Annotated in this window: 19 protein-coding genes and 1 CRISPR repeat array; of the genes, 11 read left to right on the top strand and 8 right to left on the bottom strand. The window is 71.5% G+C overall.

Annotated features, from left to right (window positions below; genetic code table 11):
• The first annotated feature begins 18 nt into the window (after positions 1-18).
• The 3 genes from ACFW3L_RS08175 (at position 19) to ACFW3L_RS08185 (ending at position 2,824) form a co-directional block, all read left to right on the top strand.
• The gene (locus tag ACFW3L_RS08175) at positions 19-435 is read left to right on the top strand and encodes a hypothetical protein (protein ID WP_378737751.1); all 417 of its coding nucleotides are present in this window, start codon (positions 19-21) and stop codon (positions 433-435) included.
• A 332-nt stretch (positions 436-767) separates the two neighbouring features.
• A complete protein-coding gene (locus tag ACFW3L_RS08180; protein ID WP_378737753.1) occupies positions 768-1,043 on the top strand; it encodes a hypothetical protein in 276 nt (91 codons plus the stop codon).
• Between the two features lie 134 nt (positions 1,044-1,177).
• Positions 1,178-2,824, top strand: a complete 1,647-nt coding sequence (locus tag ACFW3L_RS08185; RefSeq protein WP_378738301.1) for a DNA repair helicase XPB — start codon at positions 1,178-1,180, stop codon at positions 2,822-2,824.
• 18 nt (positions 2,825-2,842) lie between these two features.
• Here the strand turns inward: ACFW3L_RS08185 and ACFW3L_RS08190 are convergent, their stop codons facing one another.
• Positions 2,843-3,079: a hypothetical protein gene (locus ACFW3L_RS08190; RefSeq protein WP_378737755.1), complete on the bottom strand. Its 237-nt coding sequence runs from the start codon at positions 3,077-3,079 to the stop codon at positions 2,843-2,845.
• Between the two features lie 215 nt (positions 3,080-3,294).
• Between ACFW3L_RS08190 and ACFW3L_RS08195 the strand changes: the two genes are divergently transcribed.
• Positions 3,295-4,266, top strand: a complete 972-nt coding sequence (locus ACFW3L_RS08195) for a R2-like ligand-binding oxidase (protein WP_378737757.1) — start codon at positions 3,295-3,297, stop codon at positions 4,264-4,266.
• A 10-nt stretch (positions 4,267-4,276) separates the two neighbouring features.
• Here ACFW3L_RS08195 and ACFW3L_RS08200 read toward each other — a convergent pair whose 3' ends face one another.
• A complete protein-coding gene (locus ACFW3L_RS08200; RefSeq protein ID WP_378737759.1) occupies positions 4,277-4,864 on the bottom strand; it encodes an LURP-one-related/scramblase family protein in 588 nt (195 codons plus the stop codon).
• A gap of 11 nt (positions 4,865-4,875) precedes the next feature.
• Complete coding sequence (locus ACFW3L_RS08205; RefSeq protein ID WP_378737761.1) at positions 4,876-5,976, bottom strand: zeta toxin family protein; 1,101 nt, start codon at positions 5,974-5,976, stop codon at positions 4,876-4,878.
• Positions 5,977-6,099: 123 nt separating this feature from the next.
• On the opposite strand from ACFW3L_RS08205, the gene ACFW3L_RS08210 reads away from it, so the two are divergent.
• A complete protein-coding gene (locus ACFW3L_RS08210; protein WP_378737763.1) occupies positions 6,100-6,528 on the top strand; it encodes an NUDIX domain-containing protein in 429 nt (142 codons plus the stop codon).
• Here the strand turns inward: ACFW3L_RS08210 and ACFW3L_RS08215 are convergent.
• Positions 6,525-7,388 (bottom strand): CPBP family intramembrane glutamic endopeptidase, encoded by an 864-nt coding sequence (locus ACFW3L_RS08215; protein ID WP_378737765.1) that lies wholly within the window; start codon positions 7,386-7,388, stop codon positions 6,525-6,527. The genes ACFW3L_RS08210 and ACFW3L_RS08215 overlap by 4 nt on opposite strands.
• Positions 7,389-7,519: 131 nt before the next feature.
• On the opposite strand from ACFW3L_RS08215, the gene ACFW3L_RS08220 reads away from it, so the two are divergent.
• The 3 genes from ACFW3L_RS08220 to ACFW3L_RS08230 all read left to right on the top strand — a co-directional run bounded on the left by ACFW3L_RS08220 (position 7,520) and on the right by ACFW3L_RS08230 (position 12,112).
• Positions 7,520-9,238, top strand: coding sequence for an ABC transporter transmembrane domain-containing protein (locus tag ACFW3L_RS08220; RefSeq protein WP_378737767.1), 1,719 nt, complete (start codon positions 7,520-7,522; stop codon positions 9,236-9,238).
• Positions 9,235-11,073, top strand: a complete 1,839-nt coding sequence (locus ACFW3L_RS08225) for an ABC transporter ATP-binding protein (RefSeq protein ID WP_378737769.1) — start codon at positions 9,235-9,237, stop codon at positions 11,071-11,073. The genes ACFW3L_RS08220 and ACFW3L_RS08225 overlap by 4 nt, the downstream gene beginning before the upstream one ends.
• Before the next feature lie 283 nt (positions 11,074-11,356).
• Entirely contained in the window at positions 11,357-12,112 is a 756-nt protein-coding gene (locus ACFW3L_RS08230; protein WP_378737771.1) for an SAM-dependent methyltransferase, read from the top strand.
• Between the two features lie 196 nt (positions 12,113-12,308).
• Here ACFW3L_RS08230 and ACFW3L_RS08235 read toward each other — a convergent pair whose 3' ends face one another.
• Positions 12,309-12,596, bottom strand: coding sequence for a hypothetical protein (locus ACFW3L_RS08235; protein WP_378737773.1), 288 nt, complete (start codon positions 12,594-12,596; stop codon positions 12,309-12,311).
• Positions 12,597-13,098: 502 nt separating this feature from the next.
• Here ACFW3L_RS08235 and ACFW3L_RS08240 point away from each other — a divergent pair.
• From ACFW3L_RS08240 to zwf, 3 genes are all read left to right on the top strand, one after another.
• Positions 13,099-13,422, top strand: a complete 324-nt coding sequence (locus ACFW3L_RS08240; protein WP_378737775.1) for a hypothetical protein — start codon at positions 13,099-13,101, stop codon at positions 13,420-13,422.
• A 75-nt stretch (positions 13,423-13,497) separates the two neighbouring features.
• Positions 13,498-13,992 carry an NUDIX hydrolase gene (locus tag ACFW3L_RS08245; protein WP_378737777.1) on the top strand — a complete coding sequence of 165 codons (495 nt, stop codon included), beginning with the start codon at positions 13,498-13,500 and terminating at the stop codon, positions 13,990-13,992.
• 337 nt (positions 13,993-14,329) lie between these two features.
• Positions 14,330-15,751, top strand: a complete 1,422-nt coding sequence (gene zwf / locus ACFW3L_RS08250; RefSeq protein WP_378737779.1) for a glucose-6-phosphate dehydrogenase — start codon at positions 14,330-14,332, stop codon at positions 15,749-15,751.
• Between the two features lie 132 nt (positions 15,752-15,883).
• Here the strand turns inward: zwf and groL are convergent, their stop codons facing one another.
• The 3 genes from groL to ACFW3L_RS08265 all read right to left on the bottom strand — a co-directional run bounded on the left by groL (position 15,884) and on the right by ACFW3L_RS08265 (position 19,938).
• Positions 15,884-17,515 carry a chaperonin GroEL gene (gene groL, locus ACFW3L_RS08255; protein WP_378737781.1) on the bottom strand — a complete coding sequence of 544 codons (1,632 nt, stop codon included), beginning with the start codon at positions 17,513-17,515 and terminating at the stop codon, positions 15,884-15,886.
• A 334-nt stretch (positions 17,516-17,849) separates the two neighbouring features.
• Positions 17,850-18,062: direct repeats of the CRISPR family, unit length 28 nt; unit sequence GGACCATCCCCGCGTGCGCGGGGAGCAG.
• Between the two features lie 101 nt (positions 18,063-18,163).
• The gene (locus tag ACFW3L_RS08260) at positions 18,164-18,970 is read right to left on the bottom strand and encodes an ABC transporter permease (RefSeq protein ID WP_378737782.1); all 807 of its coding nucleotides are present in this window, start codon (positions 18,968-18,970) and stop codon (positions 18,164-18,166) included.
• Entirely contained in the window at positions 18,967-19,938 is a 972-nt protein-coding gene (locus ACFW3L_RS08265; protein WP_378737784.1) for an ATP-binding cassette domain-containing protein, read from the bottom strand. Before ACFW3L_RS08265 ends, ACFW3L_RS08260 begins: the two co-directional genes overlap by 4 nt.
• Between the last annotated feature and the right edge of the window lie 117 nt (positions 19,939-20,055).

Raw genomic sequence — 20,055 nt, forward strand, 5'->3', positions numbered from 1 at the left:
GACACCGAGGGACACCCCATGAGCAACGCACCGCTGCCCCCCGGAGCCTCCTCCCCCCGTGATCGGGCGCGCGAGGACCGCGTCTCCGAGGGCCGGGACCGGGCGCCCGAGCGCGACGACGACCGGCACGCACCGGCCCCCTCGGGTTCGACGGGCGGCGCCAACAGCTCCACGATGGCGCTCATCCTGCACGCGGCGACCGCGCTGTGCTGCATGAACTGGATCTTCGGGATCGCCGGGATCACCTTCGCGGTGCGGGCCGCGCACGCCCGCGACCGGGGCCGCCCCGATCAGGCCGAGGTCCTGACCCGTTACTCCTGGTACTGCCTCGGGGCGGCGGGGGTGATGTTCTTCGTGATGCTCGTGCTGACCTTCGTGATGTTCACCCAGGCGGGCGGCTGGATCCAGCAGATCGTTCCCGTGGTCAACTTCTGACCCCGGTTTGGGGCAACGCGTACGGGTTCGTCCGCGTCCCACCCGAGTGGGGCGGGTATGCGACCACAGACACGGTGATCGGCGTGAGGGGGCACGGACCAGCGGTGAACGGTGACCGGAACGACCCCAGGGCCTTCTGGGAGCGGGGGCGGGCCTCCGTCTCCGGGTCGGGCCTGCCCGCGAACACACCCGCCGCGCGCCCGTCAGCGCCACCGGACCGGGCGACCCCGACGCCCCCGCCGCCCCCGTCCGGCCCGGCCGCGTACCAGACCGTCGCTCCGGTACGCCGACCTCCGGCGGGACCCCCGCCCCCGTCCGGCCCGCCTCCCCGCGTGGGCGGCGCGGTCGCGGCCCTGCTCGTGGCGGTGAGCACACTGGTCGTCCAGGTCCTCGGTGTCGCCCTGGGCCTGTGGTTCTTCGTCCTCTTCGCCAACGTCCCCGGGATCGTCCTGGGCGTGATGGCCCTGACGAAGGTGCCCGACACGGACGCGGTGGAGCGGTACATCCGCTACACGTGGACGTGCACCTTCGCCTACACCGCGTTCTCGGTGGTGTTCCTGCTGCCGGTGATGGTGATCGCGTCCATGCTCCTCTATCTGGGGGCCTGACCCGCGCCGACCTCCGCCGGGGCGTTCCGTAACGAACCCCACCCCGGGACGGGCATGATCGGAGGGGTTCCCGTGTTGCACCTGGGGCCACCCTCGTCCCCGTGACCGTGCCCGTTCCCGCCGGAAGGCCCCGTGTGTCCTGCCTGATCGTCCAGTCCGACAAGACGCTCCTGCTAGAGATCGACCACGAACTCGCCCCGGAGTGCCGCCGATCCATCGCGCCGTTCGCCGAACTCGAACGCGCCCCCGAACACGTGCACACCTACCGGATCACGCCGCTGGCCCTGTGGAACGCGCGCGCCGCCGGGCACGACGCCGAGCAGGTCGTGGACTCGCTCATCCGCTTCTCCAAGTTCCCGGTGCCGCACTCGCTCCTCGTGGACATCGCGGAGACCATGGACCGCTACGGGCGGCTCCGACTGGTCGGTGACCCCCGGCACGGCCTGGTCCTGGAGTCCTCGGACCGCGCCGTCCTGGAGGAGGTCGTCCGGGCGAAGAAGGTCAAGGGCATGCTGGGCGATCGGCTCAGCGAGGACTCGGTCTCCGTCCACCCCAGCGAGCGCGGCAACCTCAAGCAGGCCCTGCTGAAGATCGGCTGGCCCGCCGAGGACCTGGCCGGGTACGTGGACGGCGAGGCGCACGCCATCGACCTCGCGGACGGCGACTGGGAACTGCGCGGGTACCAGCGTGAGGCCGCCGAGAGCTTCCACGCGGGCGGCTCCGGCGTGGTCGTGCTGCCCTGCGGCGCGGGCAAGACCATCGTCGGCGCGGCCGCGATGGCGATGACCGGGGCGACGACGCTGATCCTGGTGACCAACACCGTGTCGGTGCACCAGTGGAAGACCGAGCTGCTGAAGCGGACGTCCCTGACCGAGGACGAGATCGGTGAGTACTCGGGGACCCGGAAGGAGATCCGGCCGGTCACCATCGCGACCTACCAGGTGATGGCGGCGCGCCGGAAGGGCGTGTACACGCACCTGGAGCTGTTCGACGCCAGGGACTGGGGCCTGGTCGTCTACGACGAGGTGCACCTGCTGCCCGCGCCGATCTTCCGGATGACCGCCGACCTCCAGGCCCGCCGCCGCCTCGGGCTGACCGCCACGCTGGTCCGTGAGGACGGCCGGGAGGGCGACGTGTTCTCGCTGATCGGGCCGAAGCGCTACGACGCCCCGTGGAAGGACATGGAGAACCAGGGGTGGATCGCCCCGGCGGACTGCGTGGAGGTCCGGGTGGACCTGACCGAGTCCGAGCGGCTGGCGTACGCGACCGCCGAGCCGGAGGACCGGTACCGGTTCTGCGCGTCCTCGGAGACCAAGACCACCGTGGTGCGCCAGATCGTGGAGCGTCACCCGGGGGAGCAGGTCCTGGTGATCGGGTCCTACATCGACCAGCTCGACGAACTCGGTGAGCGGCTGGGCGCCCCGGTGATCAAGGGCGAGACCCGCAACAAGGAGCGCGAGCGCCTCTTCGACGCCTTCCGCGCGGGTGAGCTGCGCACCCTGGTGGTGTCCAAGGTCGCCAACTTCTCGATCGACCTCCCCGAGGCGGGGGTGGCGGTCCAGGTGTCGGGGTCGTTCGGTTCCCGTCAGGAGGAGGCGCAGCGGCTGGGCCGTGTGCTGCGCCCGAAGGCGGACGGTCGGACCGCCCGCTTCTACGCGGTGGTCGCCCGGGACACCCTGGACCAGGACTACGCCGCGCACCGGCAGCGGTTCCTGGCCGAGCAGGGGTACGCGTACCGGATCGCGGACGCGGGCGACCTGCTCGCGGAGGAGGAGAACTGAGCGGGTGACACGCCCGGGTCAGAGCGAGGGCAGGACGCCGATCACGTAGGTACCGGCGGCGATGCCCCAGGCGATCAGGGAGTAGGTGAGGGTCCGGGTGCGCAGCAGGCGGTCGCCCCGGACCGAGGGCGCGGTGAAGGCGGCCAACAGCAGGGCGAGGCCGAGCAGCGCGGGGATCACCGAGGCCAGCGCGAAGAGCTGGGACTGGGCGGCGCACGCGGCGTAGCCGGAACTGCCGGGATCACCACAGAACACGTCGTCCCCCGATCGGATCGTTCATGCGGTCGTACTCCCCTGACCGTACCGTTTCGGCGGGGCCGGATCGCCGGGTGCCACAGCCGGTATCGGGGCCGCCCGAGGGAGCCGAACCGGGTTCGCGATTCGGGTGACCCAGGACACTTCCAGGGCTTTACACGAACCCCTTCCGTGTCCAATCATGAGGGGCAGTACACCCGACGGAGGTACCCCTCATGACCGAGGCACCGGCCACCGAGCGCCGCGACGGCTTCCACTCCCTTCGCGGCGGCGGACTCAACTGGGACTCGCTCCCCCTCCGGCTGTTCGCCAAGGGCAACGCGCGGTTCTGGAACCCGGCCGACATCGACCTCTCCCAGGACGCCGAGGACTGGCGGAGCCTCGACGAGGAGGCGCGCACCCGCGTCCTGCGGCTGTGCGCCCTCTTCGCAGCGGGCGAGGAAGCGGTCACCGAGGACCTCCAGCCCTTTCTGCGCGCCATGGCCGCCGAGGGCCGCCTGGGCGACGAGATGTACCTGACCCAGTTCGCCTTCGAGGAGGCCAGGCACGTCCAGGCCTTCCGGCTCTGGCTGGACGCCATCGGTGTCCGCGAGGACCTCCACGCGTACGTGGACACCAACCCCGGGTACCGCGCCCTGTTCTACGACGAGCTCCCCCGCTCGCTGGACGCCCTCCTGGACGACCCCGGTCCCCGCAACCAGGTGCGCGCCTCGGTCACCTACAACCACGTCATCGAGGGGTCCCTCGCGCTGACCGGCTACTACGCCTGGAACCACGTGTGCACCGTCCGCGACATCTTCCCGGGCATGCGCCGGATCATCAGGCACATCGGTGACGACGAGCGCCGCCACATGGCCTGGGGCACCTTCACCTGTCGGCGCCACGTGGCCGCCGACGACCGCAACTGGGACGTGGTGAGCGAGCGCCTCGACGAGCTGCTGCCCCACGTCATGGGCACCGTCCGAGACGGCGACGTCCCGCCGAGCGACCCGGCCGCCCAGCGCTACGAGCTCCCCCCGGGCGAGCTCCTGGAGTACGCGAGCGACCGCGCCCTACGGCGGTTGGGCGCCATCGAGTCCGCGCGCGGGGTGCCGCTCTCCCGGATCGACCTGGACGCCTCACCCGAGGAGCTGGAGGAGCGGTTCGGGGAGGAGGACCGCGCCGCGATGGCCCGCCTGGAGAACTAGGCCGGCCGGATCACTTTCCCTCACGCAGGACCAGGTCGATCGCGATCGCGGAGGCCACCACCAGGGTCCGCAACGGATCCGGGAGGGAGGGGTAGCGGTGGTGCAGCGCGTAGCTGTCCGCGGCCGTGAGGATCTCTCCGAGGTCGGGCAGCCTGCGGTCGACCCGCGCCACCTCGTGCCCGTTGTGGTCGTTGATCCGGAAGTCCCGGCTGACGAAGTCGCCCTCGATCGCGCCGATCTGCCTCTTCCACGCGTCCATCAGCGTGAACGCGGCCCCGAAGAACTTCAGGTCCTGCTCGATGCTGCCCACCGGGTGGCCGTTGGGCAGGCTCACGCTGGTGGTCGCGGTCATCCAGGACCAGTGCTTCCGGATGACGAGCCGGACCGCCCCGTGGAGGTCGGTGACGTGCACCAGCCTCTCGAAGCCGCCGGTGTTGCGCGAGAGCTGCCGCAGCACCTGGACGCCGCCGCCCGCGCCCTGTTCCCGTGCCCAGGCGATCTGTCGTCCGAACTGGTCGTGGATCTCGTAGTCCGAGACGTCGACCATGAAGCGTTTCGGCTGGCGGACCAGGAGGGGGTTCGCGGAGAAGATGTCCATGGGGAGCGATCCTAGGGCGCGTCCTCCGAGCGCCAGAGCTCGCGTCTGCCCCTTTCGGCCTCCAGTGCGATCCGCCCGAAGGGTTCCGAGCGCCACGCGCCCCCGCGCTGGTGGTTGGCGTACAGGACCTCGCCCTCACGGGAGAGCACGTACACCGAGTCCGCGAGGTGGTGGGTCTCCAGGAACTCGATGGTGTTGGGCACGCCCAGGTAGAAGCGGTCGTGGTGGATCTCCGGGAGCCAGCGGCCGAATCCCTGGTCGCGGGTGGCGCGCTCGTGGCGGTCGACCATCGAGAACCGGCTGTTGGAGGCGTGCGTGGCCACGAAGCCGACCTCCACCCGGTACCCGGCCTCCCGGAAACCGTGGACCCACTGGGCGGCCCAGTCCGCGCGCCCCAGCGGGTGGCTGCACACGACGTCGTGGCGGCCCCGCCGCACGTGTTCCATGGCCCGCCGGTGCACCCCGCCGACCTGCGCGGACACCGAGGTGGAGGCGGCTCGGTCGTCCACGGTCATGGACCACTCGTAGTCGGGCGAGAGCGGCAGCAGGTCGTCACCGTCGTAGCTGACCGTCCCCGGCGGCAGGACCGGCAGGAGGAGTCGCTGGAGGGTGGACTTGCCGGAGCCGGGCTGGCCTCCGAGGAGCAGCAGCCGGGGGTGTTCCCGCGGGACCCCGGTGAGTCGGTCGCGCAGCGCGAGGTCGAAGAGGGCGTCCTGCTCGGCGTCGGTGAGCTCGCGGCCGAGGTCCTCCGGGGTGGCACCCGAGGGCCGCGGCGCGGGGTCGGCGCGGAGTTCACGGAGGGTCCGGGAGAGTTCGGCGTTGGCGCGGGCGACCTCGTCGGCCGTCATGAAGGGCAGGCGCGCCTCCTCGGAGAGCAGGAGCCGCGCCCGTTCGACCAGTGCGGGGTCCTTCTCCGCCCGCGCCAGGCAGGCGCCGATCGCCGCGCTGTGGAGGTTGTGGGCGCGTTCGCGCTCCTCGCGCTGCTCGGTGGTCTGGGGCGGCACACCGCCGCAGGAGCTCTCCGCGAGGAGGGGGAGGACGTCCTCCTCGGATCGCGCGGCCGAGGGGTCGGGGCCCGTACCGGGCCCGGTTCCGGAAGGGGAGGCTGCCATGTTCGTCCACTCTCGCCGTGGCCCGGCCGGTGCGGGCCGTGGGTGTACGCATGACGAGATTAGTGGCTCAGGTCACCACGGGTCGGCGGTTCGCCCTCACGCACCGCGACCTAAAGTGGCCACATGTCAGCGAACCCGCTCCCCTCAACGCCCCCCGCCGTCATCGAGGCCCTGGCCTGGGCCCACGTCCGTGACGGCCGCCTGCTGTGCGTGCGCCCCGAGGACAGGGACCTCCTGTACGTCCCCGGCGGCAAGCGTGAGCCGGGCGAGACCGACGAGGAGGCGGTGGCCCGCGAGACCCTGGAGGAGGTCAGCGTGGTCCTGCGGCCCGGCACCTTCCGCCTGGTCGCGGAGATCGACCAGGAGGCGCACGCCCAGGCGCCCGGCACCCGTGTGCGGCTGGTCTGCTACTCCGCCGAGCACGACGGTGAGATCGTGCCGGACAACGAGATCGTGGAGGCGGTGTGGATCTCCCACGCCGAACGCGACCAGTGCGCCCCGGCCGTGCGCGACCTGGTCGAGCTCCTCCACCAGCGCGGCGAACTCCCCTAGGGCGCGGTCCGCTCCCCCGGGGCGAACACGGGGTCGGGAACCCGACCGGACCAGGTACCGGTGTCGCGCAGGAACAGCATGGTGACGGTGACCCCGAGCGCGAACGGCAGCAGGAAGACGGTGCCCATGACCGTGTCCAGGCCGCCGACCTCGAACAGGTCCCAGTTCAGCAGCCCCTGGGCCGCGACCTGGAAGGCCAGGTGGAAGCCCACGCAGGCCCAGACGTTCCCGGTGACCACGCGCAGACAGCCCAGCACCACGCCCATGCCGAGGAACAACGGCAGCCGCTCGGCGAGGACGTCCCACCCTCCGGTGAGGACCCACAGACCCGTCCCCCACAGGGTGAACAGCGCCGCCTGCGCGAACATCGCCACCCACGCCGACATCGCGGTGGTGAGGTTGCGGAACAGGTAGCCACGGAAGATCAGTTCCTCCGGGACCGCCTCGTAGAGCAGCACGAGGACGGTGAGGGCCGCCAGGGAGAGCACGATCTCCGTCAGGGGCACGGCCGGGGTGACCGACGCTCCGAGGGCGAGTGCCACCCCCAGGCCCACGGCCGCGGGCAGCAGCCAGGAGAGCGCGCCCACGAGGAACGGCCACCAGGCGTCGCGCGGGCCGGTCAGTCCCAGGCCGGACCACGGACGGCGGTCCAGGTACCGACGGGCCGCCCAGACCAGCGCGGTCCCGAGGACCGCGATGACCACGGCGTTGGCCCAGTGCGCGGCGTTGCCCCGACTCCCCGGTTCGGTGAGCAACAGGTCGTTGACCAGGAGCAGCCCGGACCACAGCAGGACGGCACCGGCGGTGACGGCCCCGATCCGCAGGGGGAGGCCCGGCCGGGCGGAGGGGATGTCGTTCATGACACCAGCCTCACCTCCCGGCACCCCCGCGCACCATCCGGGAACACCCGGAGAATCCCCTGAGCCACCATGGCGCGGGACGCGAGAAAACCAGTGGCCTCCTCCGGTCTCCCTGGTTAGGTTCGGTAATCGTGCGCGCACTTCCCCAGCCTCCGGGCGACCCGGACCACCGCTCCGCCGACCGCTTCCTGCTCTGGCTCGCCCGGACGGAGTGGCCCTCCCTGACCTGGGCCTCCCTGGTCGCCTCCGCGTACTACCTCTGCACGATCCTGGTGTCCTTCGTGCTCGGCGCCGCGCTCGACGCCGGGCTGGCGGAGGGCGGGTACGGCACCCTGCTGTACTGGTTCGCGCTCATCGGTCTGTGCGCGGTGGGAGGCGCGGCACTGACCCCCCTGTACGAGCGGGCCAGCTGCTTCAACTGGTACGCCTGCGCCTACCGGACGATGCAGGTGATCACCCGCCGTTCCTCACGGCTGGGGCCGACGCTCACCCGGCGGCTGCCCACAGGCGAGGTGGTGGCGGTCGGCACCGACGACATCGACCGGATCGGTGAGGTCTACGAGCGCTCCAACCTGTTCGTCTCGTCGGTGGTCGCGGTCCTGGTGGTCGCCTTCCTCATGCTCACGTCGCACGTCACGTTCGGTCTGATCGTCCTGGTGGCGGTACCGCTGATCGTCGTCGGCATGGTCCCGCTGCTGCGTCCGCTCAACCACCGCACGCACGCCCACCGCGACCGCCAGGCCGAACTCACCACGCGGGCCACCGACCTCGTGGCCGGGCTGCGGGTCCTGCGCGGGGTGGGCGGTGAACGCTCGACCGGTGAGCGGTACCGCGCCGAGTCGCAGCGGGTCCGGGCCGCCGGGGTCCGGGTCGGATGGATGGACGCCGCGCTGGAGGCCGTCCGCACCCTGTACCCGGGCCTGCTCCTGGTGGGGATCGTCTGGTACGGAGCCCGACTGGCGCTGGTCGGTGAGATCACCGTGGGACAGCTGGTCGCCTTCTACGGCTACACCGGCGCCCTGTCCACGGCCGTCCGCTACTTCATGCTCTTCTCCTCCGACGTGGTGACCGCCAGGGTCGCCGCCGCCCGCGTGGTGCGGGTCCTGGGGATGGAGCACGACCTCACCGAGCCCGCGGCCCCGGCGGAGGCCCCCGCCGGACCCCACGACCTGCACGACCCCACGAGCGGGGTGCTCCTGGCACACGGAAGGGTCACCGGCGTGGTCTGCGCGGACCAGACCGACGTGGCGCCCGTGGTCGAACGGCTGGGCCGCTACCGGGACGGCGGCGGCGCGGAGCTGTCCGGCGTCCGCCTGGACGCGCTGCCGCTGCGGGAGGTCCGTCGCCGCGTGCTGGTCGCCGCCAACGACGCCCACCTGTTCTCCGGTCGGTTGCGTGACGAGCTCGACCCCGGGGGCGCGGGCACCGACGAGCACGTCACCGCCATGCTCCGCGCCGCCTCGGCGGAGGACGTGCTCGCCCAGTCCCCCCTCGGGTTGGACGTCGAACTCACCGAACGCGCCCGCGAGTACTCCGGCGGCCAGCAGCAGCGCCTGCGACTGGCCCGCGCCCTGCTCCGGGACCCGGACGTGCTGATCCTCGTCGAACCGACCTCGGCCGTGGACGCGCATTCGGAGGCGGCCGTCGCGGAACGGCTCCGAGGGGTCCGCGCCGACCGCACCACCGGAGTGGTCACCACCAGCCCGCTCCTGCTGGACCGCACCGACCACGTCCAGTTCCTCGTGGAGGGCCGGGTGGCCGCCGAGGGCACCCACCGGGACCTGCTCCGCACCCACGACGCCTACGCCGCCACCGTCCTGCGCACGACCCTGGAGGAGGAGACGGTATGACCCGGACCGCCGAACCCCGGCCCCCGGCCGACCGACCCGCGGCGCCCTCCCTTCCCGGCGGACCGCCCACCGCCCCTGTGGATCCGACCGCCCTCCCGGTGGCGCCCACGCCCCTGGTGTGGCGCAGGCTCCGCCGCGCGGGCCGCGACCACGGACCGCTCCTGCTCCTGGTGGTCGTGCTGTACGCGCTGGCCACGGGGGCCGCCCTGGTCGCCCCGTGGGTGCTCGGGATGATCATCGACGCCGTCCGCGACGGCGCCGCCCCGGCGCGTGTGGACGTCATGGCCCTCGCCATCGTGGCGGCGCTGCTGGTCAACGCCGCCCTGCTGTTGGCCGCCGTGGCCCAGTCCATCCGCTTCGGTGAGGGACTGCTGGCCGAACTGCGTGAGGAGTTCGTCCGGTCGGTCCTGCGGCTGCCCCTGGGCGCCGTGGAGCGCGCGGGCACCGGCGACCTGGTGTCGCGGACCGGGCGCGACGTCAACTCCCTCAGTGTGATGGTCCGTGAGTCGCTCCCCGTGTTCGCCACGGGTGGGGCGACGGTGCTGGTCATCCTGGTGGCCCAGGTCTTCCTGCACCCGGCTCTCGCGCTCGCGTGGCTGCCGTCGGCACTGATCATCTGGGTGAGCACCCGTTGGTACGCCCGGCGGGCCCCGGAGGGCTACCTGGCCGAGATGGGCACCTACTCCCGGCTCACCCAGGGCGTCTCCGACACCGTGGAGGGGGCGCACACCCTGGAGGCGCTGGGCCGCCAGGAGTGGCAGGACCTGCGGACCGACGCCGACGTGCGCCGCGCGTACCTGGCCGAGCGGTACACGCTCTGGTTGCGCACCGTGTGGTACCCGCCCCTGGAGTTCTCGTACATGTTCACCTCGGCGACGACCTTCCTGGTCGCGGGGTTCCTGTACGTCCAGGGCGAGCTGTCCCTGGGGCAGATCGCCACGGCGGTGTTCCTGACGGTGCAGATGTCCAGGCCGCTGGAGCACCTGATCGACCAGATCGACAACGTGATGGTGGGCTTCACCGGGATGCGGCGCCTGCTGGGGGTCCAGGGCACCGAGGAGACCCCGGGCACCGGCGCCGAACCCGAGACCGGGGAACCCGGAGCCGTGGCTGTCGAGGGCGTGCGGTTCGGATACGCGCCCGGAACCGAGGTGCTGCGCGGCGTCGACCTGGATCTGCGCCCCGGGGAGCGTCTGGCCATGGTCGGGCCGAGCGGCGCGGGGAAGTCCACCCTCGGCAAGCTCCTGGCCGGGGTGTACCTGCCCGGGGCCGGGACCGTCCGCGTCGGCGGCGTCGACCTGGCCGCACTCTCCCCGGAGGAACGCCGGGAACGGGTGATCCTGCTCAGCCAGGAGAGCCACGTGTTCCGGGGCACCCTCGCGGAGAACCTGGCCCTGGCGCTGGAGGACGACGGCGCGGACCGGGAACGGCTGTGGCGGGCGCTGGAGGCGGTGGATGCCGCCACCTGGGTGCGGTCGCTGCCGGAGGGGCTGGACACGCGGGTGGGCTCGGGGCAGGACGCCCTGGACCCGGCCCACGTGCAACAGCTGGCGCTCGCCCGGGTCGTGCTGGCCGACCCGCAGGTCCTGGTGCTGGACGAGGCGACCTCGATGATCGACCCGCGTTCGGCCCGCCGTCTGGAGGGTTCGCTCGCCGGCGTCCTGGCGGGCCGCACCGTCGTCGCGATCGCCCACCGGCTGTACACCGCGCACGACGCGGACCGGGTGGCCGTGGTGGACGGAGGCGAGATCGTCGAACTCGGCACCCACGACGAACTCCTCGCCCGGGGCGGCTCCTACGCGGAGCTGTGGAACGCCTGGCACGGGGAGGGCTGAGTCAGCGGGGTCCGGTGGGGAGCGGGCCCGGCCGGGGCTGAGGCGGGTCCGGGAGCGGGTCCGAGTCCGGGTCGGAGTGCGGGGCTCGGAGTCTGGCGCTCGGGGCTTGGGGCTTGGCGCTCGGGACTCGGGACTCGGGACTTGGAGCTTGGCGCTCGGGACTCGGGACTCGGGACTCGGGGCTGATCGATACTCCACGCTCCCCGGGGGCGCCCGCCCTCCCGCCCGGCTCCTCGGCGAAAACCGGTGGACGGCGCGGCTCCGCTCGGGTGATCATCCTCGGATGACCACCCCCGAGATTCCCCCCATGTACCGCGACGTCGACTTCAACGGCCCGCTCGACGACGAGCGGGCCGTTCGGCTGATCCGCTCGCTCGGCCCCCTGGCCGGACGCCACGTGGTGGACGTCGGCTGCGGCTGGGCGGAGCTCCTGCTCCGCGCACTGGCCACCGAGCCCACCGCGACGGGGTTCGGCATCGACCTCAGCGAGGACTACGTCCGGCTCGGCCGGGCCAACGCCGAGGAGCGGGGGCTGGCCGACCGGGTCGAGCTCGTGGCCGGGGACGTCGGCGCGTGGCGGGGCGAGCCCTCGGACGTGGTGCTCAACATCGGTGCCAGCCACGTGTGGGGCGGCGAACCGGTGGCGCACACCGCCAACGCCCTGGCGGCGCTGGCCGACCTGACCCGGCCCGGGGGGCGGGCGGCGTTCGCGGAGTGCTACTGGAGGCGGCCCCCGACCGACATCGAGATGGCGGCCATGCCGTTCATCCCGCGCGAGCAGTACCGCTCCCTGCCCGAGCTGGTGGACTTCGCCCTCGCGCACGGGTTCCGGCTGATCGCGCTGGCCGAGACCACCGTGGACCAGTGGGACGAGTTCGAGAACCTGCACTGCCTGGGCTGGGAGGACTGGCTCCTGGAGAATCCCGGATCGCCGGACTTCGAGGAGGTCCGCGACCGCGCCGACCGGCACCGTCACGCGCGCGTGCACGGCCAGCGGGAGACCCTGGGCTTCGCCTACCTCACCCTCCTCCGGGTCTGAGGCGGGGCGGCCTCCGGACCCGGGGCGGGGCGACGGTGTACTTCGTCGGGGCGGAGGTCAGCGGGGGCGTTCGTCCTCCGTCGACCGTCGACGTGCGTGCGCCCGACCGGGCTGCGGTGGTGTGGACACTCGGTGCTCACGGTCGGGGCACGGGCGGTGGGCGCCCGGGGACTCCGGGCGCGACGAAGGGAGGGGTTCAGAAGAAGCGCAGACGCTCCCGCTCGTTGGTGTCCGGGTTCTCGACGAAGACGCGGTCGCCCTCGGCCATGACCGACTCGAGGTAGGCGTACACCTGGAGGGCGCGGTTGATGACGTCGGTCTGGGTGTCGCCCGTGGCGGCCACGGCCTGGTCCAGCGCCTTGGTGGAGCGCGACGTCAGGTTGACGGTGACACGCGCCGGGGACCCGGCGACTCGCCTCCCGGCGGACCGGCCCCGACCCTGGGAGGCGTCGGTCAGTTCAGTTCCTGTGCCCTTGGGTGACATGACACGACCTCGATCTCTGGCTTGACTGCGGTGGGCGTCCGCGAGGAGTCGCGGGAAACACGAACTCGGAGCGTGCCGGAGACACCGCGCGGGGGACGGCGCGGGCGGCACGGGGAAACGACAGGGCTCGCACGGAGGGTCGGCCGCCTCGACACGGCGGCGGCTCCGGCAGCGGCACGGGCCGGGACACGTCCACGGGTTGATCCCGACCATCGGCGTTCCCCCACTTCCGCATCTTTGGTAAGGCTAACAAGATCCTAACAGGTGACAGGTGAGCATCGTCAATACATCATTCATCATCGCATCTGATGCGCTTTCATCGCCTCGATGATACGCTACTGAGCGTGGACACTCGGCGCTACGGCGTCACCGGTGCCGACCTGGACCTCCATCGACCCAGAGAGCGGCACCATCCCCCTGTACGCCAACGGCTGGAGGTTCGTTCATGGGAGACCCCCGGGCACGGCTCCCACGGGAGCGGGAAACTCGGGAAGAACCAGAGGTGACGGAGCTCCGTCTGGACGAGGAGGCACCGCGCTCGCGGGCGGACGTCGACATCGACAGAACCCCCTTCACCTACGGGATGGAGGCGAGCCTCAGCGCCGAAGGAGTCTCGGCCCGCTTCAAGGGGCGGGCCCGCGCGGGCTCCCCGACGGAGCGGGCGTCGGCCGCGCTGCTCGCCCTGGGCGGAACCGTTCTTCCCCCTCTCGCGCTCGGCGGCCTGGCCCACGTCGTCGGAGCACCGGCGACCGTCACGCTGGTCGTGGCCGGAGTCGCGTGGATGCTCGCCACCCTGGTGGCCCTGCGCATCATCGGTTCCCGGTAGACCGTCGGGGCCGGCTCCGGTCCCCCGCCGGAGCCGGTCCCGAGCCGGTCCCGCTGCTCTAGGTACGGTCCTCCCATGGAATCCACGGAACACACGGCCTTCGCCGACCTCGCCGCACGGGCCCGCGCGCACGGGATCGACCGGTACTCGGCGGGCGCGATCGTGCACCGGGACTCCGGGCGGGAGATCCTGCTGCTGCGCCGCCGCGACGACGACACCTCCTTTCCCGGAGCGGAGAGCCTGCCCTCGGGAGGGGTCGACCCCGGCGAGTCGATCCTGGACGGGCTCGCACGGGAGGTGCGGGAGGAGATCGGCCGGGCACCCGGACCGCTCCCCCTGGAACCCTTCGTGACCTGGTTCGACCACGTGTCCCGGCACGGGTACCGCAAGCGCCAGTTCACCTTCGCCCTCCCCCACGACGGGGCGGACGTGGTGCTCTCCGAGGAGCACACGGACTTCCGCTGGGTTCCTGCGGAGGAGTACGCGGACACCGACCTCACCCCGCAGGTGAAGGCGGCGGTCCGCGCCTGGCTCGACTCCCGGGGCGCGGCACCCTCTCCCCGTCCGTGAACCGGCGGCGCCCACGGCGCGGCGACCCACACCGCCGACCGACGGCATCCGTAAGTGACGACGACCGCCCTCCCCTGTGGGTGTGCGCCGAACGGCGGCCCGCCGCGCGTGCGACGTCCTGGGCGTGGGTGCGACACCTGGTGGCTCACCCGCACTGATCCCCCGCGCCGCCGCGCCGCCCCAGGGCTCCTGGACGCGGGGAGGAGCCCTCGCGCCGCCGCCCCGGATCGCCCCGGGTCACCCATTCTTGGCCCGCCCTTGGGCACGGCACCTCCCCGAACCGGGTACCTCCGCCAACGTGCGCGGCCCGCGCACCGGCCGCCGACGAGGGGACAGCATGACCACGGGACCCAACGCCGACACCCTGGTGATCTTCGGGGTGACCGGTGACCTCGCCAGGAAGTACCTCCTCCCCTCCCTCTACCACCTGGTGGAACGGGGGGAGCTGCGCGCCCGGATCGTCGGGGTGGCCCTCTCGGACTGGGACACCGACGCGCTGCGGCGCCGGACCTGCGAGGCGGTCACCGAGCACCTCGCGGAGACCGACGGGTCCACCCCCGTGGACGAGTCCGTCATGCGGGCCCTGACCGACCGGATGACCATGGTCACCGGCGACCTCAACGACCCCCGCACCTACGCCGACCTGGCCGGGGTCCTGCCCGACGGCACCCACACCGCCCACTACCTGGCTGTCCCTCCGGCCCTGTTCACCATGGTGGCCCGCGCGTTGGCGGACGCCGGGCTCAACCGCGACGCCAGGTTGGTCGTGGAGAAGCCCTTCGGCCACGACCTCGCCTCGGCCCGCGAACTCCACCGGGCGCTCCTGGCCTGCTTCCCCTCGGAGAGCCTCTACCTGGTCGACCACTTCCTCGGTGAGGAACCCGTCCGGGGACTGCCGGTGACCCGGTTCGGCAACACCCTGCTGGAGCCCGTGTGGAACCGGGCTTTCGTGGACAACGTGCAGATCACCATGGCCGAGGACTTCGGGGTGGACGACCGGGGCTCCTTCTACGACGCGGCGGGCGCGGTCCGCGACGTGTTCCAGAACCATCTCCTCCAGCTGTTCGCCCTGCTCACCATGGACGCGCCGGTCTCCACCGACGCCTCGGTGGTCAAGGACGAGAAGCTGCGTCTGCTGCGCGCCGTGCGCACCCTCGAACCGGCGGACGCCGTCCGGGGCCGCTACGACGGCTACCTCGGCACGGAGGGGGTACGGCCCGGCTCCACCACGGAGACCTTCTTCGCGTTGCGCATGTGGGTGGACAACCCTCGCTGGGCGGGCGTGCCGTTCTACGTGCGGTCGGGCAAGCACCTGCCCCTCACCTCGTGGGAGGTGGTGGCAGAGCTCAGACGCCCCGCCGCCGACCTCTACCCGGGACCGGCCAACCTGGTCCGGTTCCAGCTGGAGCCGTGGTCCGGGGTGACCTTCGAGATGCTGCTCAACGAACCCGGCGCGGAGAGCGAGTCGGCGGCGAACCTCGTGCTCGGGGCCGACGTGGAACGCCAGCTGGGGCGGGGGCACGAGGCCTACGACCATGTGCTCCACGGCGCCGTGGTGGGCAGTCCCGAGCAGTTCGTGCGCTTCGACGTGGTCGAGGAGTCGTGGCGGATCGTCGACCCGCTGATGGACCCGTCGACGGAGCCCGAACCCTACCCCCGGGGCTCCTACGGGCCGGAGTCGGCGCAGGTCCTGCCGGGGCCCCGGGGCTGGCATCCGCTGGCCGACGCGATCCGCCCGCCCGGGGGCTCCCCGGGCTGAGCCCCACGGGGCACCAGGCCCCGGAACGTGCGAAACCGGGCGGTCCCCTGGGGGACCGCCCGGTCGTCGCGGGCGAGGTCGCGTATCCGGACCTCAGGCGCCTACGGGCTCACGCCCGGTGTCACGGACCTGCTAGAAGTCCATGCCGCCCATGCCACCGGTCGGGTCGCCGGCGGGAGCCGCGGCCTTCTCCGGCTTGTCGGCGATGACGGCCTCGGTGGTCAGGAACAGACCAGCGATGGACGACGCGTTCTGCAGAGCGGAACGGGTGACCTTGGTCGGGTCGATGACGCCGTCCTTGAACAGGTCGGTGTACTCACCGGTGGCGGCGTTGAGGCCGAACCCGGGCTCCAGGTTCTTGACCTTGTCCGCCACGACGCCGCCTTCGAGACCGGCGTTGACCGCGATCATCTTGAGCGGCTCGGCGATGGCGCGACGCACGATGTCGGCGCCGATGGCCTCGTCACCGTCGAGGTCCAGCTTCTCGAACGCGGGGACGCTGGCCTGGAGCAGCGCGACGCCACCACCGGGCAGGATGCCCTCCTCGACCGCGGCCTTGGCGTTGCGGACGGCGTCCTCGATGCGGTGCTTGCGCTCCTTGAGCTCCACCTCGGTGGCGGCACCGGCCTTGATGACGGCCACGCCGCCGGCCAGACGCGCGAGGCGCTCCTGGAGCTTCTCGCGGTCGTAGTCGGAGTCGGTGCGCTCGATCTCGTTGCGGATCTCGTTCACGCGACCGGCGATGGCGGTGGCGTCACCGGCACCGTCGACGATGGTGGTCTCGTCCTTGGTGACGACGACCTTGCGGGCGCGGCCGAGCAGGTCGAGCTCGGTGCTCTCCAGCTTGAGGCCGACCTCCTCGGTGATGACCTGGCCGCCGGTCAGCACGGCGATGTCGCCGAGCTGGGCCTTGCGGCGGTCACCGAAGCCCGGAGCCTTGACGGCGACGGACTTGAAGGTGCCGCGGATCTTGTTGACCACGAGGGTCTGGAGGGCGCCGTCAGCGACGTCCTCGGCGATGACCATCAGCGGGCGGCCGGACTGGAGGACCTTCTCGACAACGGGCAGGAACTCGTTGTTGTTGGAGATCTTCGAGTTGACGATGAGGATGTAGGGGTCCTCGAGGACCGTCTCCATGCGCTCGAGGTCGGTGGCGAAGTAGGGCGAGATGTAGCCCTTGTCGAAGCGCATGCCCTCGGCGAGCTCCAGCTCGAGCCCGAAGGTCTGCCCCTCCTCGACGGTGATGACGCCTTCCTTGCCGACCTTGTCCATCGCCTCGGCGATGGTCTCACCGATCTGGGTGTCACCAGCGGAGATGGAGGCGGTGGAGGCGATCTGCTCCTTGGTCTCGACGTCCTTCGAGAGGTTGCCGAGCTCCTCGTTGATGCGGGCCACGGCGGCCTCGATGCCGCGCTTGAGGCCGATGGGGTTGGCGCCGGCGGCGACGTTGCGCAGCCCCTCGCGGACGAGGGCCTGGGCCAGGACGGTGGCGGTGGTCGTACCGTCACCGGCGACGTCGTCCGTCTTCTTGGCGACCTCCTTGACCAGCTCGGCCCCGATCTTCTCCCACGGGTCCTCGAGCTCGATCTCCTTGGCGATGGAGACACCGTCGTTGGTGATCGTGGGGGCGCCCCACTTCTTCTCCAGGACGACGTTGCGACCCTTCGGGCCGAGCGTGACCTTGACGGCGTCAGCGAGCTGGTTCATACCGCGCTCGAGGCCGCGACGGGCCTCCTCGTCGAACGCGATCAGTTTGGCTGCCATTGAGTTCTTGTCCTCCCGTGACCGGGCTGATACGCGATGGGACGAGGCGTGCGCCCGCGACGGACGACCGCTTCCTCTCCGGCAACCCTGCTGCCGAAGGTCCACGGTCTCGCAGCCTCGATCCGGTTAGCACTCGGCAAAGGTGAGTGCTAACCACTCCCTTTTTTAGCACTCGACCATGGAGAGTGCAAACGATGTGGTCACGATTTCCCCAGCTGCGAAAACAGCCCTGACCAGGCTGGACTTCCCACCCCACACCGGTTTGAGCGCTCGGCGAACAGAAGACGAACCCCCGGTTGACCTGGTGGCCAGGTACGCACCGGCCCCGTGACCAGGGCCCATCCCCGCAGCGCGGGGAGCAGTTCCCCCGATCCAGAGAGGACGCGACTATGAGGGGACCATCCCCGCGTGCGCGGGGAGCAGACCGCCACGGGGCCCCCTTTCTACGCGGGAGGGGGACCATCCCCGCGTGCGCGGGGAGCAGGCGAGTCGGGCCGTGAGGTAGTCGGCGTAGGCCGGACCATCCCCGCGTGCGCGGGGAGCAGACTTCTTGACCAGGCAACTTACCAGCGGCAAGGGCTCGTTTTTCCAGCTTCTCGAAAGTTGGACACCGAGGACAAACCCCCACGCGCCTCATCGCCTCCTCGCTCAGCCGTTGAGGCGACGCATCGAGCGGGCGCCCAGCGTGAGGGCCACCACGGTCATTCCGACCGCCACCACCCACCCGACCAGGACCGTACCGTCCCAGGCCCCGCCGCCGAACAGCACGCGCGCGGCGTCCACCACGTGCGCGACCGGGTTGAACCGCGACAGCGTGTACAGCCACCCCGGCGCGAGCTCCATCGGCAGCAGCACGCCAGAGAGCAGCATCAGCGGCATCATCACGGTCTGGATGACAGGCGCGAACACATAGGTCTGCTTGACTGCCATCGCCGCCACGTAGGACAGCGTGGCCAGCCCGACCCCCAGCACCCCCAGCAGCGCGAACCCCGCCATGGCCCCCGGAAGGGTCGTCCTGAATCCGAAGGGCAGCACCAGCAGCAGGATCAGCAGCATCTGGGCCAGCACGATCACGAGGTCGCGCAGGACCCGGCCGAGCAGCAGCGCCACCCGACTGGTCGGGGTGGCGAGCATCCGCTCGTGCGCGCCCGAGGCCATCTCGGGCAGGAGTCCGAACCCCGCGAACCCCGCGGTGAAAAGAGACAGCATCACGAAGAGGCCCGGTACGAACCACTGCCACGGGTTCTCCCCCTCGGCGCCCGCCAGGCCGGTGAGGAGCGGCGCGAACAGCACCAGGTACAGCAGCGGCTGAAGCATCCCGAAGGCGATCATGAACGGCCGGTGCCACACCGGCCGCATCTGCCGGGCGAACACGGTGCCGGTGTCGCGGATCGGACCCGCGAGGCCTCCGGGCCGGGTGGAGCGACCGGTCTCGGGGATCACTACGGCGGTCACTGGTCCTCCTCGCGCAGGCTGCGACCGGTCAGGGTCAGGAACACGTCGTCCAGAGTGGGCCGCTGGACCTGGACGGTGCTCAGGTCAAGGTTGGCGGCGTCGAGGGCGCGCAGCAGGTCCGGTAGGACGGCGTCGCCGCGCCCCACCCGGAAACGCACCTCGTGGTCGGTCCCGGCGCTCGTGTGGACCTCGACCCCGCTGCCCGGAGCGATCCGCTCGGCCACCTCGGCGGCGCCCCGGGCGTGCTCCTCGTCGGTGAAGACGAGGCTCACCAGGTCGCCGGAGACACGACCCTTCAGTTCCTCCGGGCTCCCGTCGGCGATCACGCGACCGTGGTCGATGACCAGGACCCGCTCGGCGGCGGAGTCGGCCTCGTCCAGGTAGTGGGTGGTGAGGACCACGGTCGCGCCGAACTCCTCCCGCAGCCGTGTGACGTGCGCCCACAGGTTGGCCCGACTGTGCGGGTCCAGACCCGTGGAGGGCTCGTCGAGGAAGAGCAGACCGGGGCCGTGCACCAGGCCCATGGCGATGTCGAGTCGGCGCCGCTGGCCGCCGGAAAGCGTGGTGACGTCCCGCTTGGTTACGGAGGTGAGGTCGAGCATGTCCAAGAGGTCATCGGTCCGACCACGTGCGGTCCGCCGGTCGAGCCCGTAGAGGAGCCCCTGGGCGTACAGCTCGTCGCGGACACGCTGGTCGTCGGCAGCCCCGTGGCCCTGCCCGACGAACCCGATCCGGCGGCGGACCTCGGCGGGCTCGGTGCGCACGTCGCGCCCGGCGACTGTGGCGGTCCCGGAGGTGGGTTCGAGGAGGGTGGTGAGCATGCGCAAAGTGGTGGACTTGCCCGCCCCGTTGGGTCCGAGGAGCGCTACGGTCTCCCCCTCGGCCACGTCGATGTCGACGCCGCGCACGGCCTCGACCGTCTCCTTGCCCACCCGGAAGTGTCGGGTGAGTTCTCTGGTGTGGATCATCGGCCTCTCCGTATTAAAACTTGAATATGGAAGCCAGACTGCACCACTCGACCGAGGTATTCAAGTTTTTATACGTGGATTCGGCGGGAGGGCTCGGTACAGTCGCCGCTCGCGGCC

This window comes from Nocardiopsis sp. NPDC058789 (assembly GCF_042745575.1).
In the GTDB taxonomy this organism is placed as follows: Bacteria; Actinomycetota; Actinomycetes; order Streptosporangiales; family Streptosporangiaceae; genus Nocardiopsis; species Nocardiopsis eucommiae.

Excerpts from the sequence above, each read along its gene's own strand:
- ACFW3L_RS08175 (WP_378737751.1), top strand. The coding sequence starts at position 19 with ATGAGCAACGCACCGCTGCCCCCCGGAGCCTCCTCCCCCCGTGATCGG.
- ACFW3L_RS08195 (WP_378737757.1), top strand. The coding sequence starts at position 3,295 with ATGACCGAGGCACCGGCCACCGAGCGCCGCGACGGCTTCCACTCCCTT.
- ACFW3L_RS08200 (WP_378737759.1), bottom strand. The coding sequence starts at position 4,864 with ATGGACATCTTCTCCGCGAACCCCCTCCTGGTCCGCCAGCCGAAACGC.
- ACFW3L_RS08205 (WP_378737761.1), bottom strand. The coding sequence starts at position 5,976 with ATGGCAGCCTCCCCTTCCGGAACCGGGCCCGGTACGGGCCCCGACCCC.
- ACFW3L_RS08210 (WP_378737763.1), top strand. The coding sequence starts at position 6,100 with ATGTCAGCGAACCCGCTCCCCTCAACGCCCCCCGCCGTCATCGAGGCC.
- ACFW3L_RS08215 (WP_378737765.1), bottom strand. The coding sequence starts at position 7,388 with ATGAACGACATCCCCTCCGCCCGGCCGGGCCTCCCCCTGCGGATCGGG.
- ACFW3L_RS08225 (WP_378737769.1), top strand. The coding sequence starts at position 9,235 with ATGACCCGGACCGCCGAACCCCGGCCCCCGGCCGACCGACCCGCGGCG.
- ACFW3L_RS08230 (WP_378737771.1), top strand. The coding sequence starts at position 11,357 with ATGACCACCCCCGAGATTCCCCCCATGTACCGCGACGTCGACTTCAAC.
- ACFW3L_RS08235 (WP_378737773.1), bottom strand. The coding sequence starts at position 12,596 with ATGTCACCCAAGGGCACAGGAACTGAACTGACCGACGCCTCCCAGGGT.
- ACFW3L_RS08245 (WP_378737777.1), top strand. The coding sequence starts at position 13,498 with ATGGAATCCACGGAACACACGGCCTTCGCCGACCTCGCCGCACGGGCC.
- zwf (WP_378737779.1), top strand. The coding sequence starts at position 14,330 with ATGACCACGGGACCCAACGCCGACACCCTGGTGATCTTCGGGGTGACC.
- groL (WP_378737781.1), bottom strand. The coding sequence starts at position 17,515 with ATGGCAGCCAAACTGATCGCGTTCGACGAGGAGGCCCGTCGCGGCCTC.
- ACFW3L_RS08265 (WP_378737784.1), bottom strand. The coding sequence starts at position 19,938 with ATGATCCACACCAGAGAACTCACCCGACACTTCCGGGTGGGCAAGGAG.